This is a genomic window from Shouchella oshimensis (assembly GCF_004375095.1).
Taxonomy (GTDB): domain Bacteria; phylum Bacillota; class Bacilli; order Bacillales; family Bacillaceae_D; genus Shouchella; species Shouchella oshimensis.
The window spans coordinates 304,927-319,846 of record NZ_SNUX01000001.1; the positions used below are offsets into that span (position 1 = coordinate 304,927).

A 14,920-nucleotide genomic window follows, 5' to 3' on the forward strand; every position below is an offset into this window, starting at 1 on the left:
CGTTCCTATTTTCAGGAATGTTCGTCATTTTGGTCTGTCTATCTACTTTTTGTCCCAGCCTCTTCCTTTTATTACACTTCCATAATAATTGGTAAAATCATTGGACGACGCTTTGTTTTTTCAAACAAGAATCGGCTTAGCCCTTCGCGAATGTTGCTCTTTAAACTAGACCACTCGCTTACATTTTCCGTCACACACTTTTGTAAAATCGACGACACCAACTCGTTAGACTGATCAAGCAAGGCTTCCGATTCACGTACATATACAAAACCACGAGAAATAATATTTGGACCAGACACAATCGTACTTGTCTTTTTGTTTAATGTAACAACAACAACAAGAATTCCATCTTTTGAAAGCAAACGACGATCTCTTAACACAATATTACCAACGTCACCAACCCCAAGACCATCAATAAGGACGTGTCCAGAAGGAACTTTCCCTGCGCGGCGTGCTTGATTGTTTGAAAACTCGACCACTTCACCTTTTTCAACGATATAAATACGCTCCGGCTTTATACCAACGTTCATTCCTAGGTCTCTATGAGCGTGCTGCATACGAATCTCACCGTGAATAGGCAAGAAATATTTCGGCTTCATTAAATTAAGCATTAGCTTGAGTTCTTCTTGAGAACCATGACCTGAAGCGTGTACAGCCTGCGACCCATAAACAACATCAGCACCAATCCGATGAAGTTGATCAATGACAGAAGAAACGCTTTTTTCATTCCCTGGAATCGCAGACGCCGCAATAATAACCGTGTCATTTTCTGTTATGGTAATGTGACGGTGCGCGCCTCTTGCCATCCGTGTCAAAGCAGACATTGGCTCCCCTTGGCTACCTGTAGTTAAAATGACAACTTGCTCTGGCTTATAGCGATTGACTTCATCAATATCGATAACCAGATCCTTAGGCATCTTTAAATAGCCTAACTTAGAAGCAATGGTAATGACGCGAACCATACTCTTTCCAACGATTGACAATTTACGGTTCGCAGCAGCTGTCGCTTGAATCACTTGCTGTAAGCGGTGCACATTTGAAGCGAAAGAGGTAACAATTAAACGTCCTGATGTTCGTGCAAATACATCTTTAATACCAATACCGACTTCTGCTTCAGACTTCGTCGTTCCTGGTCGTTCTGCGTTCGTTGAGTCTGAAAGTAAGCAGAGTACACCTTTTTGACCAATTGCCGCCATTTTACCAATTTCAGCATGTTTTCCATCAACTGGTGTTTGGTCAAACTTAAAGTCTCCCGTATGAACCACTGCACCTTGAGACGTTTCAATACATACGCCTACACAATCAGGGATACTATGGCTTGTACGGAAAAATGATACAGGTGTTTTCCCTAGTTTTACTCTTGAATTAGAATCAATTAAGCGAAGGGTGGTTTCTTTTAAAATGCCTGCTTCTTTTAATTTTTCTTCTACTAAACCTAGGGTTAATTTTGTACCATAGACAGGCACATTTATTTTCTTTAACACATAAGACAAGCCACCAATGTGGTCTTCATGACCATGTGTTAAAATAATTCCTTTTACTCGTTCTTCGTTTTCTACTAAGTACGAAACATCTGGAATGACGATGTCGACACCAAGCATGTCATCGTCAGGGAACATTAACCCAGCATCAACAACAATAATGTCTTCATCGACTTCAATGCCGTACATGTTTTTTCCAATTTCTCCTACACCTCCGAGGGCAAACACTCGGACTTTTCCGTTTTCTATTTCTTGCTTAGACAATGATTTATCCTCCTAAATAATTGGTTAGATTCTCTATTTTATTTGTTGATCAGAACGTAATCACGCGTATACTAGGTTCATTATTAGGTCACCGTTAAAGAAACATCTAGAAAGCACAGCGCTAAAAACCTTTTGAACCGCTCATCAGCATTTGCCTAATGTCCCTGAAATGAATGGCAATATTCATACTACACAAGCTTCAAAAGATAGACACACAGTCTTTCGTACAGTCCCCGTCAACAATGAAAAAAAGAATAGATGGTGATCTTCTCACCTTACCCGAACGCATCACTTGAAAACTAGTATACCTTAATTTTCTAGTTAAAAACAAGAGCCTTTCCTCGAACACCGATTCTCCGACAAAAATTATCGATCCTTTTCAAATGGTTTCTTTTTTCGACAAGCGCACACTCTCCCATTTACTAAACAAAAAAAGACATGCAGAGCAACAAGAAATGATTTGCTCCACATGCCTCACATTTAATTCAATTCTGCTTTATTTTTCATCGTTGCGAAAGATGCTAATGCATAATCCACTTGTTTCTTTTCCAGCTCATTTAGTGGAATTAACGGCAGCTGTACATCACCAACGTTTACACCTAGCTGATTTAGAGCATATTTAACACAACTAGGGTTCGGAGCTAAGAACATCGCTTTCATCGCTGGCAGTAATTGTCGATGGGCCTTTGCAGCATCTTCTTTCTGTCCTGTAAGAAATGCGTTAACCATTTGTTTCATTTCCTGTCCAAGCACGTGGGAAGCAACAGACACAATGCCGTCTCCACCAATGGCTAGAACGGGTAATGTTAGTCCATCATCGCCGCTATATACTGCAAATGAGTCTGGCGTTCCTTCAATGATCGCCGCTATTTGTTCCAAATCCCCACTCGCTTCTTTAATGGCAACAATTGAGTCAATAGTCGATAATCGAATGACTGTTTCAGCTTCTAAATGACAACCTGTGCGGCCTGGAACATTATAAAGCATAATTGGTAGCGACGTTTTCGTTGCCACATGTTGAAAATGAGCATACAACCCGTCTTGTGAAGGCTTATTGTAGTAAGGTGTCACAAGCATAATTGCATCTACACCTGCTTCTTCCGCCATTAGCGATCGTTCAACTGTTGTTTTAGTCGAATTCGTTCCTGTACCAGCGACGATTGGCACTCTACCGTTTACATACTTCACACAAAAGCGAAATAACTGCTCGCATGCTTCAAGGGTTAAAAACGGGGACTCACCCGTAGTGCCAGCAACCACAAGTACATCTGTACCGGTGGCTATTAAATGATCTATTAACGATTCACACGCTTTAAAATCAATTGACCCATTCTCATGAAACGGTGTTACCATCGCCGTCCAGAGTGGTCCATACTTCCCAGTAGGTTTCACTTGCAATCCCTCCATTTACGCGCTAACGGAATTACGTGATGACTTCATTAAGCTGAAACATTTTGTGAAGAGCATTCACTGCTTTGCTCATATCTTCATTTTTAACGAGAACCCAAATGGTTGTGTGCGAATCAGCGGATTGTAAGATTTGAATGTTTTCCCCGCTTAAAGCTGAAACAATACGCGCAGCAACACCAGGCACACCTGTCATTCCTGCCCCAACAGCGGATACTTTTGCGCACCCTCGCTGAAGCTGTGGCTTGTAGCCTAACTCTGTTAAGATTCGTAAAGCATCGTCTGCCGCTTCGTCTAAGACCGTATACATAACGCCGCTAGGGCTTATATTTATAAAATCAACACTAATTCCCGCTTTCGCCATCGATTTAAACACATTCTCTTGTAAATCAAATTGTCCCTCTTTGGCCGAAACTTTAATCTGCGTTACATTAGACACATGAGCGATACCTGTAATCATTCGTTCATGAATATCCATTCCATGATTTAAAACCCCTGAATTGACTAACGTTCCTTCTGAATCAGAATACGTAGACCGAACACGAATTGGAATTTTCGCCTGCATCGCTATCTCTACTGCTCTTGGATGGATCACTTTTGCGCCTTGATATGCCATATTACAAATCTCATTGTAAGACATTGATTCAAGCGCTCGAGCATCTTTAACAATACGAGGATCAGCTGTCATCACCCCTTCAACATCCGTAAAGATATCAACGTAATCGGCTTGGATGGCAGCACCTATTGCCGTAGCAGACGTGTCACTACCTCCACGACCAAGGGTCGTCGTTTCACCACTCTTAGACTGACCTTGAAAGCCTGTTACAACCGCAACATCACACGACTCTAATGTCTTTAACAAATGGTCGCATTTCATTTCTCTTATTTTTGCATTTTGGAATTCTTCGTTTGTTACAAAACCAGCCTTTGCCCCAGTCATCGCTTCTGCCTGAACACCGTGAGCGTTTAGTTGCTCTGAAAACACAACCGCTGAAATGGTTTCACCACACGATACGAGCATGTCTTGCTCACGCTTTGAAATGTGAGCTTTATGAACTAATGAAAGCAAGGTATCCGTTGCATAAGGATCACCACTTCGTCCCATTGCCGATACGACCACAACGACTTTGTAGCCATCATTTACTGCATTTTGAACATGTTTTATCGCAAGATCTCGTGATTCCTTGGATTTTACTGATGTGCCGCCAAATTTTTGTACAATGATCTTCTTCATACTTATGCCTGCTTTTTTATCAGATTCAATTTAATAAGACTTTCCGCAATTTGAACAGAATTCCATGCAGCACCTTTTAATAGATTGTCAGATACGATCCATGCATGAAAACCGTTATCACGATCTAAATCTTTACGAATGCGACCAACGAATACATCAGGCTTACCAACCGCTGTTGTAACCATTGGATAAACTTGATTAGTCGGATCATCTTGCAACGTGACACCAGGAGCATTGCTTAACCGTTCTTTTACTTCTGCTGCAGATGCACCACTTTTTTCTGTTTCGAAATAGACCGACTCTGAGTGACCTGTTTCAATTGGCAATCGCACACAAGTCGCTGCCACTTCAAGAGAAGGCAAATGCATAATTTTCTTAGTTTCATTGATCATTTTCATTTCTTCAAAGGTAAATCCATTCTCTTGAAACAAGTCAATTTGTGGAATGGCATTAAAGGCAATTTGATAATGATTTTTATCACCTGAAACGGGCAATACCGATGCAGACGCTTCTTCTCCAGCAAGTACCGCTTTTGTTTGAGCTTCCATCTCATCTACAGCATCAAGACCCGCGCCTGAAACCGCTTGGTAAGTTGAAACAACTACCTTATTTAAGCCGTACGCTTGGCGAATAGGCTCAAGGGCAACCACCATTTGAATGGTTGAACAGTTTGGATTGGCGATAACCCCTTGATGCGACTGTAAATCGTGTTCGTTCACTTCTGGAACCACAAGTGGTACATCTTTATCCATGCGGAACGCACTTGTATTATCTACACAAACAACACCGCGTTTAACGGCTTCTGGAATTAATGCTTTTGATACAGAACCGCCAGCAGAAAAAAGTGCAATATCGATCCCTTCAAATGATGCTGGTGTTGCTTCCTCAACTGTATACGGCTGACCGCGAAACGTAATTGTTTTACCAGCTGATCGTTTTGAAGATAATAGTTTAAGAGTGGATATTGGAAAATCACGCTCTTCAAGTGTTTTTAACATTTGTTGTCCAACCGCACCTGTAGCACCGACAACGGCTAATTGATAAGATTTGTTCGTCATGGTATTCTTCCTCCCTAAAGTTCAGCAGTGGATCTTCTTTATCTTTGTCCTCTACTAAACTTTACGGGATTTAAGAGCAAGACGCAACTGTCCTGCGCCTATTTTTGTGGTTCCGTCGTTAGAACGGGCTGAAGTTGAGTGTAAGAAAGCGCTGCTTCCGCCGCTGGAACAAGCTGATTCATGTCTGCAACAAGAGAATTAGGTTTTTTCTTATAGTCATCCTGACCATAAGGGATAAAGAAAATATTTTTCGTTGCCATCAACCTCATAATGTTCACTCCATTTAAACCAAGACCATCATTTGTCGAGATCCCTAATAAGACCGGTTTACCATTTCGTAGGGTTGATTTGGCCCCCATTAGAACAGGAGAATCAGTCATGGCATTTGCAAATTTAGAGATTGAATTCCCTGTAATTGGTGCAATAATCATTAAGTCTAACGGTGTTTTTGGTCCGAACGGCTCTGCCTTGACCATAGAGTTGACGAACGGTTCTTGTGTAATGCTTTTTAACCGTTTCATCCAATCTTCACTATCCCCAAACTTTGTATCCGTATGCTCAACCGTATAAGTTAAAAAAGGGGATACTTTTGCTCCTAACTGGACGAGTTTTTCAATTTGAGGATACACAGCTTCATATGTGCAGTGGGAGCCTGTTAAACCAAATCCAATATGTTTACCTTTTAACATGTTTTAAACTCCTTTTCCTTCTTATTGGGCGCGTGTTTGTTCAAGCAATAAATCACTCAATACATTGGCAAGAATTTTTCCAGCTGTTTTTGGCGCTACCATACCTGGCAACCCTGGAACAATCATGGATTTCAATCCTCGTTTTTGGGCATAATCATGGTCAATGCCACCTGGTTTTGACGCTAAATCTAATAGAAACGCATGCTGCATCATTTCAGTTAATACGCTTGAGGTTACAATTTTTGCTGGAATTGTATTGATGACTACGTCTGCTTGTTTTAGTGCCTGTTTTATGTCATCTAAATGAAACGGCTTCATACCTAGTTGAAAGGCTCTCGCAAGTGATGCTGACTCTTTATCGCCTACAGAGACGTTTGCACCTAACGTTTTAAATGTAGTAGCAAGGGTCATTCCAATTCGACCAAGTCCTAATATAGCGACATTGGCACCATGAATGGTTGAATCCGTATGCTGAATAACAAACATAACAGCACCTTCTGCTGTTGGTATGGAATTGTAGATTGCCACATCATCTCTGTTCATGAGTACCACAATCTCTCGTTTTGCTTGGCTTGCCATTTTCTCTAATCGATTAGACGTAATTCCTGTAAAAATGGTGCATGACTCCGGTGTTTGCTTTAAATGCTTAGCCTCTAGCTTGATTTTATTGGAGGAGAATACACTATTAATAAAACCATCATTACCGATGCCTCCTACCGGTAACAAGATCGCTTCAACGGTTTTCCAGTCAATATCATCCATCTCTTCTTTACTAACCCCGATAAAGCCAGCTTCTATCTGTTCAAATCCAACAAGAGAAACACGTGCATCCAATGTTGATAGTTTTCGAACAATTTCAATCTGCCTTGCGTCGCCACCGATCATTACAACATGAATTCCTGTAAGCATGATTGGCCCTCCTACTCGTTCGATTACCCGTCACGATTTATCCGTGCTTCTCTACCATATGTCTTGAAAAACAATTCCGTGCAAACAGAAAAAGCCTGTCACGAATGACAGACTTCTAGCTTTCTTACAACGCTTTTAAAGGAAACGTCGTAGCTCAAGTATTTAATTTCTTAAGGATTGTGTATCAATAATAATCATATCTTGACCGATCTTTTTTATTTGCTGCCAGTAAACGGTCACTTCTTTATCTTTACGATTAAATTGATACCACTTGGAAACCGGAACAACAAACGCATGGATATCACCTGATTGCTCATCTAACAACACATCTGTTTGACCTAAAATGCCGAGCCGTTCCCCTTTTTCAAAATCAATAATTTCTTTGTTGGCAATTTCGCTTAATCGCATCACGCTCACCTCTTTCTTCATCGTATGAGGCTTGTCGCTATTCTAGACTATCTCGTAAAGATTGTATCTGGCATTGTTTCGCTTGGTGAAACAATGGATAAAGCAGGAGCATCTTTAAATAGTTGATGAGCTAATTCGTTCACATCATCTAAAGAAATATCGTTAATTCGATTTAGTAGTTCATCTAAACTTTGGTGTTTCTTTAAGAGTAACTCGTTTTTTCCATTCCGGCTCATACGGCTACTTGTACTTTCCAGTCCTAGCATGAGACTGCCTTTTAGCTGTTCTTTTCCATTCTCTAATTCTTTTATTGTTAACCCACCTGCTTGCAGTTGCACTAATACGTTGCTCATTGATTCAGATAAAGCTTGAAGCTGATTCATTTGTGTACCTGCATACACAGTAACCGAGCCGATGTTTTCATAGGCAGAGTGATAGGAAAACACAGAATAACATAATCCTCGCTCTTCCCTTATTTCTTGAAACAAACGACTCGACATACTTCCACCTAAAGCATTATTTAATAAAATTAAATTAAACATTTGATCTGAGCCCACTTCAAGACCGGGATAGGCTAAGCAAAGGTGAGCTTGCTCTGTTTCTTTTTGCAAATGCTTTTGTACAGGAAGAAACATGGCTTTCCGGGTCTGATGTTGCTTATTAGCAGAAGGTACAGCTGAAAACGTATCTTCTAATTGCGCTAGCAAATCTTCTTGATAATGACCGGCTACCGAGATCACAACACGCTCACCTACATAGTAGTTGTCCATATACGATAAAATTTGCTCTCTAGTAAAGCTAGCAAGGGTTTCTTCTGTTCCCAAAATCGGATTTGCTAAAGTCGACTGACCAAACGATGCTTCACTTAACAGCTCATGAACAAGATCGTCTGGCGTATCTTCTACCATTCGTATTTCTTCTAACACGACATTTTTTTCTCGTTCTATTTCTTGCTCGTCGAACACAGAGTGAAAAAACATATCTTGTAATACGTCTACAGCAATGTGGGCATGTTCATCTAGCACTTTGGCGTAATAACATGTATATTCTTTTGCAGTAAAGGCGTTTACTTGTCCGCCTATACGGTCAAAAGCTTCTGCTATCTCTTGTGGGGATCTCGTTTTTGTTCCTTTAAACAACATGTGCTCAATAAAATGAGAAATACCATTCTGTTCATTGTCTTCATTACGAGAACCTGTTTTCACCCATATGCCAATTGCTACTGAACGAACTGTATTATTTTTTTCAGCCATAATTCGTACACCGTTACTTAGCTCTCTTTTATTAATCACTACTTGAACCCCCATTGATGTCTACTTCCATGTTTCGCGGTAAACGGTTTTCGCTCATCAAGTCAGAAACCGTCCCTATTAGTAAATTCTTCTCTTTGATCCCTTTTATCATCGCGTCGAGTCCTTGTGATGATGACTCTGTTGGATGCATGAGTAACATTGATCCAGCTTCCATTTTTGGCACAACTCGATTGACCATTGATTGAACCTCAGGTTTCTTCCAATCAATCGTATCGACTGTCCACATAATCGTATGCATACCGTGAGCATGAGCACGATCAACAACAAGCTGATTATAATCACCACTAGGCGGGGCAAACCACTTAGGTGTTTCGTCTACTGTTGCTTCAATTACTTCTGTTGTTTTTTCTAGCTCTTCGTCTATTTTTTCTATACTTAGTTTACTCATTTGCGGGTGGGAATAAGCATGACTCCCAATCTCGTGTCCCTCTTCTTTTATCATCACAGCTAATTGGGGATTTTTCTTTACCCAAGAACCATCTAAAAAGAACGTGGCATAGACTTGGTGCTGACGAAGCGTTTGAAGCATATCAGGTATATACTCATTTCCCCAAGCCACATTAATAAGCATGGCAGTCATTGGTTTCTCTGACACTCCTCGATAAATGGGTGCAGGGTCTAAATCACTTAAATGTACCTCTGGCTTAGCATCTTTAAAGATCAGCATCGATTGGTTAAATGTGCCAGATTCTTTCATCTTATCATAGGATTTTTCAACGTCAACCTCTAGTCCATTGTATCCAGGCATTGCCTTCCAAACACGATCCATTCTCGCATCAATCGCCGGAATATTCACTTTATTGGCGTGTTCAAGAATGGCTTCGTAAAGTGGATCTTCAATGGCTTCAACCATCATCGATGCGTTTAATTTAACCGTTTCTACATATTGATTTGAAAATGGATTTTGGATTGCAACAAGAGCTACTATAACAACGATAGAACAAAGGATAACATGAATAACTTTGTGCTTCATTTATTCCCCTCCTTAACCATGGAAATGCTTCTCTTAGCATGTCTATGTTTTAAGAAGGGCAACTAGAATGAGCAAACAAAAAAGACTAGGAATTTTCCTAGTCCATCTATTACGACTGTTCTTGCTCGTTTGATTGTTCTTCTTGAGCTTTCTCTTCTTTCTCACGCTGTTCCTTTAAAAGAACTTTGCGAGACAAGTTAACACGACCTTGATTATCAATTTCCGTTACACGAACGTCGAGCTCATCACCTAATTTTAAGATGTCCTCAACTTTGTTTACTCGTTCTTCCGCAATTTGTGAAATATGCAGTAAACCATCTTTGCCTTTGAAAATTTCAAGGAACGCACCGAATTTTTCAATTCGCTTTACTTTACCTGTATACGTCTTTCCAACTTCAACTTCACGTACAAGGTCTTCAATAATTTGTTTTGCTTTTCGATTCATTTCAGCATCAAGGGAAGAAATGTAAACCGTGCCATCCTGTTCGATGTCAATCTTTACATTTGTTTCTTCAATAATCTTATTGATGACTTTCCCACTTGGCCCAATGACATCACGAATCTTATCAGGATTAATGGCTAATGTTAAAATTTTCGGTGCATAGTCCGAAAGTTCTTTACGTGGTTCTTGAATAGCCGTTAACATATTATCAAGAATTTTCAAGCGACCTTGTTTTGCTTGCTCAAGGGCTTGTTCAAGTACTTCTCGGTTTATACCAGAAATTTTGATATCCATTTGTAATGCAGTAATACCAGTTGCTGTACCTGCTACTTTAAAGTCCATGTCGCCTAAGGCATCTTCCATCCCTTGAATATCTGTTAGGACAGTCATATGGTCGCCTTGCTTCACAAGACCCATTGCGATACCTGCTACTGGTGCTTTAATTGGAACGCCAGCATCCATCATCGCAAGAGTACTCGCACAAATACTTGCTTGCGACGTTGAACCGTTTGATTCAAGCACTTCTGACACAAGACGGATCGTGTAAGGAAACTCCTGCTCTGAAGGAATCACTTGCTCAAGCGCTCGTTCACCTAATGCACCGTGTCCAATTTCACGACGTCCAGGAGCCCGAATAGGACCTGTTTCACCAACGCTAAATTGCGGGAAATTATAATGGTGCATAAAACGCTTCGTTTCTTCAATGCCAAGGCCGTCCAAAATCTGAACATCCCCTAATGCACCTAAAGTACAAATGCTTAACGCTTGAGTTTGTCCACGTGTAAACAAACCTGAACCATGTGTACGTGGCAGCATATGAATCTGTGAATCAAGTGGGCGAATTTCGTCTACACCGCGACCATCAGGACGAACCTTATCAACAGTAATAAGACGACGAACTTCTTCTTTTACAAACATTTGTAAAATGCCTTTGACTTCACTTACTTCAACTGTTTCGTCTTCTTCATAACGCTCTACTTGTGCTTTAATAACAGCGTCAATCGCATCTTGACGAGCGTGCTTTTCTTCCACACGAACAGCTTCTTTAATTTGCGCCTCTACAGTTTCTCTAAGGGCATTTTCTAGCTCAGCATCAAATGTTTTTAATTTCAGCTCGCTTTTTTCTTTTCCACATGCTTCCACAATTTTTTCTTGGAACGCAATCATTTCTTTAATATTTTCATGACCAGCTAGAATCGCTTCCAACATCACTTCTTCAGGTACTTCTTTTGCACCTGCTTCAACCATATTAATGGCTTCTTTAGTACCAGCAACAATTAGTTCAATATCACTCTCTGCTAATTGAGCAGGAGTAGGGTTCATAATAAATTCACCATTAATACGACCAACCGTTACCCCAGCAATTGGGCCACCGAAAGGAATATCTGAAACAGATAAAGCAAGAGATGAACCAATCATTGCAGCCATTTCAGACGATGCGCTTTGATCAGAACTCATGACGATGCTAATGACTTGTACTTCATTTCGAAACCCATCGGGGAATAATGGACGAATGGGACGATCAATTAAACGACTTGTTAAGATCGCTTGTTCACTTGGACGCCCTTCACGTTTAATGAACCCTCCTGGTATTTTTCCTGCTGCATATAAACGTTCTTCATAATTGACCGTTAGTGGAAAGAATGGTAGATCTTTAGGTTCCTTCGACGCTGTTGCTGTCGATAAAACCGCAGTCTCACCATAACGGACAAGAACTGCACCATTTGCTTGTTTTGCGAGTTGACCAACTTCAACGCTGAACGTACGTCCAGCCCAGTTGATTGTAAACTCGTGACGTTCTTGATCCATGTATGTGTACTCCTCTCGTACATCTAAAAAAATTCTCATTCTTTATTATGACCGAAACAGCCTAAGTTTAAAAGAGCGAATTACAGCTGTTTCAATGTTTTTTAGATTCCATTGTTTTTCACATGAAGAAAAAAGCGGGAGAACATCCCCCGCTTTTACAAACCTTATCGACGTAAGCCAAGTTTGTCAACTAAGTTACGGTAACGCGTAACATCTTTTTTACGCAAATACGTTAACAAATTACGACGTTGTCCAACCATTTTCAAAAGACCGCGACGTGAGTGGTGATCTTTCTTGTGTGTACGTAAATGATCGTTTAATGAATTAATTTGCTCTGTTAAAATCGCCACTTGAACTTCTGGAGAACCAGTGTCCGTGTCGTGTGTTTTGAAGTCTGCAATTAGTTCATTTTTACGCTCTTGTGTTAAAGCCATTAGAGCCACCTCCTTGTAATGTAACCCTAGTTTCCGAGCAAACGTTGGTGAATCGCTTTGCCAAGAAGCGGGCTGTCCACTGAAAACTTCAGCGAACATTAGTTATTATAGACGGTTGCTCGTAAAAATGCAAGTGCTTTAGTGGATGTTCTCCTCAAGCCATCGCAAACTCGTTTCTTTGTCACGGGTGAGCTGAGCTTTGATCTCATCAATACCGTTAAACTTCTGTTCTGCTCGAATCCACTTAAGGAACTCCACTTCAACTATTTCTCCATAAATATCCTCAGCAAAATGAAAAAGATTCACTTCCACACTTGGTTCTGGTAGATTGTCTACAAAAGTCGGCTTGTAACCAACATTAGCCATACCGTTATACTTGTTCCCCTTTACATAAAACGCAACAACATATACACCGGTTTTCGGTATATGATAGCGATCAGCAGCACTCACGTTTGCAGTCGGGAAGCCAAGTAAACGTCCCCTTGCATCGCCATGGATGACCTCTCCTTTTACTTTATAAGGATAACCAAGGAGAAATGATGCTTTTTGAACGTTGCCTTCCTCCAATTCTTGGCGAATACGTGTCGATGAAATTTTTTCGTCTTCATCCGTTACTTTTTGGATTGTACTATATGTGAAGCGCTCGTTTGCATAGGCGCCGAGCTGCTCCATCGTTCCAGCACCTTTTACACCATATGTAAAATCAAACCCTGCAACGACATGCTCAACCTGAAGGGAAACAATAAAGTCATCGACAAATTGCTGCGGTGTTAACTTAGAAAATGATGGCGTGAAACGAACCGCATAAATTCTGTCGACACCAAGAGCTTTTAAGCGCTCAATCTTTGAATCAAATGGAGTTAAATAGCGCATAGGCACTTCTGGATTTCCAAGAACCTCTTTAGGATGAGGGAAGAACGTCATAACTGCTGCTTCAATTCCTCGTACGTTTGCTTCGTTTATTGCTTTTTTTATAACAGTTTGATGCCCTTTATGAACACCATCAAAATACCCTATTGCCAGAACAGAACGAGTGGCTTCTCTCGTCCACTCTTGTTTATTCATTTGATCTAAATCAATTTTTATAAGCTTCATTCCATAAGCCTCCTAAAGTCCTGCTGCCTGAGAGAAAAGCTTTACTGGCTTTATCAATCCTTCTTTTGTCGGGTGAGGTTGATAAAGCGCTAGACATTCTCCATCCTCATTATAAAATAAAAAACGCGTGTCTCCAAAAATTTGGTCTTCGTTCGCTAGTACAGCGCCATTTTTTATTCGTTCTTCGAGAGTACGGTCAGCCGTTCTTCTTGGAAAGTTTGTTAGCGCATGATCAAACGGTAACAGCTTCTCGTACCGTTCTTCTAACGTTAGATTCTCTAACGTTTCAAAGGTGATGGTGTTGGCTAGCTCAAATGAGCCGGAAGCCGTCCTAGTTAAAGAAGACATATGGGCAGGGAAACCAAGCAGATCACCAATATCCACTGCTAACGTACGTACATACGTACCTTTACTGCAGCGTACATGAAAAGAAAAACGTTGGGTGTCATCCTTCGCTTCTTCTACATGTGTTAAGGTTAGCTCATGAATGTTCACTTGCCTCGTCGGTCTATCTACTTCAATACCTTTCCTTGCATATTCATACAATCTTTTCCCATTTACTTTAACAGCCGAATAATAAGGAGGCGTTTGCATGATAGCACCTTGAAATTGTGTGAGGGCTGCTTCGATTTGGCTCTTGGAGACAGATTGGAGAACAGGACGTTGTTCTACTACTTCTCCATAAGCATCCTCAGTCGTCGTCGTAAATCCTAATGTAACGTCTCCTTTATAGGTTTTATCGAAGTCAGACATATACTCAGCCACTTTTGTCGCTTTGCCAATACAAATAGGCAGTACCCCATCAACTTCTGGGTCTAGGGTCCCTGTGTGACCAACTTTCTTTGTTTTGTACAACCGACGAATACGATTCACGCAGTCGTGTGATGTCATTCCCCTTGGTTTATACAAAGCTACTATTCCTGCATCCATTAAGACGATTCCCTTCGCTTAAAGTTATGTAAAAAATGAGGATAGCAATGTTTGCCACCCCCACTTTTTTTACTGACTTTCGTTATCGCTTTTGACTTCTCGTAAAAGCGACTCAATTCGATTTCCGTACTGAATTGATTCATCAATTGAAAAACTTAGCTCTGGCGTTTTTCGAAGACGGATTCTTTTTCCGATCTCTGATCGGATAAACCCTTTTGCCTTTTCTAATCCAGCAAGCGTTGCTTTTTGTTCTTCTTCATCACCAAGAATGGTAATAAAAGCCGTTGCTTGTTGAAGATCACCAGTTACATCAACACCTGTTATGGTGACAAATTTAACTCGTGGATCTTTAATTTCACGTAGAAGAATGTCGCTAAGTTCTTTCTTCATTTGTTCACCAACTCGTTCAGCACGATTGTTCGCCATGACTTTCACCTCTATCAATCTGACTATTCATCGAATCCGTTTGATTCG

At 40.7% G+C, this 14,920-nt stretch carries 14 protein-coding genes; all 14 read right to left on the reverse strand.

Annotated elements, in window-relative coordinates; translation table 11 throughout:
- Window positions 1-71 precede the first annotated feature (71 nt).
- Entirely contained in the window at window positions 72-1,745 is a 1,674-nt protein-coding gene (locus E2L03_RS01555) for a ribonuclease J (RefSeq protein WP_038480624.1), read from the reverse strand.
- Window positions 1,746-2,225: 480 nt separating this feature from the next.
- A complete protein-coding gene (gene dapA / locus E2L03_RS01560) occupies window positions 2,226-3,098 on the reverse strand; it encodes a 4-hydroxy-tetrahydrodipicolinate synthase (protein WP_437183217.1) in 873 nt (290 codons plus the stop codon).
- Between the two features lie 70 nt (window positions 3,099-3,168).
- Window positions 3,169-4,386, reverse strand: a complete 1,218-nt coding sequence (dapG, locus tag E2L03_RS01565) for an aspartate kinase (protein ID WP_055735323.1) — start codon at window positions 4,384-4,386, stop codon at window positions 3,169-3,171.
- A 2-nt stretch (window positions 4,387-4,388) separates the two neighbouring features.
- Window positions 4,389-5,444: an aspartate-semialdehyde dehydrogenase gene (gene asd / locus E2L03_RS01570; protein ID WP_134258486.1), complete on the reverse strand. Its 1,056-nt coding sequence runs from the start codon at window positions 5,442-5,444 to the stop codon at window positions 4,389-4,391.
- Window positions 5,445-5,542: 98 nt separating this feature from the next.
- Window positions 5,543-6,133, reverse strand: a complete 591-nt coding sequence (gene dpaB / locus E2L03_RS01575; RefSeq protein ID WP_038480633.1) for a dipicolinate synthase subunit B — start codon at window positions 6,131-6,133, stop codon at window positions 5,543-5,545.
- Window positions 6,134-6,154: 21 nt separating this feature from the next.
- Entirely contained in the window at window positions 6,155-7,042 is an 888-nt protein-coding gene (gene dpaA / locus E2L03_RS01580) for a dipicolinic acid synthetase subunit A (RefSeq protein WP_038480636.1), read from the reverse strand.
- Window positions 7,043-7,204: 162 nt separating this feature from the next.
- Complete coding sequence (locus E2L03_RS01585) at window positions 7,205-7,450, reverse strand: YlmC/YmxH family sporulation protein (protein WP_035398935.1); 246 nt, start codon at window positions 7,448-7,450, stop codon at window positions 7,205-7,207.
- Window positions 7,451-7,497: 47 nt separating this feature from the next.
- A complete protein-coding gene (locus E2L03_RS01590) occupies window positions 7,498-8,742 on the reverse strand; it encodes a M16 family metallopeptidase (protein ID WP_038480641.1) in 1,245 nt (414 codons plus the stop codon).
- Window positions 8,735-9,736, reverse strand: coding sequence for a polysaccharide deacetylase family protein (locus E2L03_RS01595; RefSeq protein ID WP_134258487.1), 1,002 nt, complete (start codon window positions 9,734-9,736; stop codon window positions 8,735-8,737). The genes E2L03_RS01590 and E2L03_RS01595 overlap by 8 nt, the downstream gene beginning before the upstream one ends.
- 109 nt (window positions 9,737-9,845) lie before the next feature.
- Window positions 9,846-11,987 (reverse strand): polyribonucleotide nucleotidyltransferase, encoded by a 2,142-nt coding sequence (pnp, locus tag E2L03_RS01600; RefSeq protein WP_038480648.1) that lies wholly within the window; start codon window positions 11,985-11,987, stop codon window positions 9,846-9,848.
- Window positions 11,988-12,151: 164 nt separating this feature from the next.
- On the reverse strand, window positions 12,152-12,421 hold the full coding sequence (gene rpsO / locus E2L03_RS01605) for a 30S ribosomal protein S15 (RefSeq protein ID WP_035398469.1): 270 nt from the start codon (window positions 12,419-12,421) through the stop codon (window positions 12,152-12,154).
- Between the two features lie 138 nt (window positions 12,422-12,559).
- Entirely contained in the window at window positions 12,560-13,516 is a 957-nt protein-coding gene (locus tag E2L03_RS01610) for a bifunctional riboflavin kinase/FAD synthetase (RefSeq protein ID WP_134258488.1), read from the reverse strand.
- A 12-nt stretch (window positions 13,517-13,528) separates the two neighbouring features.
- Entirely contained in the window at window positions 13,529-14,446 is a 918-nt protein-coding gene (gene truB, locus E2L03_RS01615; protein ID WP_038480654.1) for a tRNA pseudouridine(55) synthase TruB, read from the reverse strand.
- Window positions 14,447-14,515: 69 nt separating this feature from the next.
- Window positions 14,516-14,872, reverse strand: a complete 357-nt coding sequence (gene rbfA / locus E2L03_RS01620; RefSeq protein WP_038480656.1) for a 30S ribosome-binding factor RbfA — start codon at window positions 14,870-14,872, stop codon at window positions 14,516-14,518.
- Between the last annotated feature and the right edge of the window lie 48 nt (window positions 14,873-14,920).

Coding starts and splice junctions, on each gene's coding strand:
- dapA (WP_437183217.1), bottom strand. CDS start 3,098: ATGGTAACACCGTTTCATGAGAATGGGTCAATTGATTTTAAAGCGTGT.
- dapG (WP_055735323.1), bottom strand. CDS start 4,386: ATGAAGAAGATCATTGTACAAAAATTTGGCGGCACATCAGTAAAATCC.
- asd (WP_134258486.1), bottom strand. CDS start 5,444: ATGACGAACAAATCTTATCAATTAGCCGTTGTCGGTGCTACAGGTGCG.
- dpaB (WP_038480633.1), bottom strand. CDS start 6,133: ATGTTAAAAGGTAAACATATTGGATTTGGTTTAACAGGCTCCCACTGC.
- dpaA (WP_038480636.1), bottom strand. CDS start 7,042: ATGCTTACAGGAATTCATGTTGTAATGATCGGTGGCGACGCAAGGCAG.
- E2L03_RS01585 (WP_035398935.1), bottom strand. CDS start 7,450: ATGCGATTAAGCGAAATTGCCAACAAAGAAATTATTGATTTTGAAAAA.
- E2L03_RS01595 (WP_134258487.1), bottom strand. CDS start 9,736: ATGAAGCACAAAGTTATTCATGTTATCCTTTGTTCTATCGTTGTTATA.
- pnp (WP_038480648.1), bottom strand. CDS start 11,987: ATGGATCAAGAACGTCACGAGTTTACAATCAACTGGGCTGGACGTACG.
- rpsO (WP_035398469.1), bottom strand. CDS start 12,421: ATGGCTTTAACACAAGAGCGTAAAAATGAACTAATTGCAGACTTCAAA.
- E2L03_RS01610 (WP_134258488.1), bottom strand. CDS start 13,516: ATGAAGCTTATAAAAATTGATTTAGATCAAATGAATAAACAAGAGTGG.
- truB (WP_038480654.1), bottom strand. CDS start 14,446: ATGGATGCAGGAATAGTAGCTTTGTATAAACCAAGGGGAATGACATCA.
- rbfA (WP_038480656.1), bottom strand. CDS start 14,872: ATGGCGAACAATCGTGCTGAACGAGTTGGTGAACAAATGAAGAAAGAA.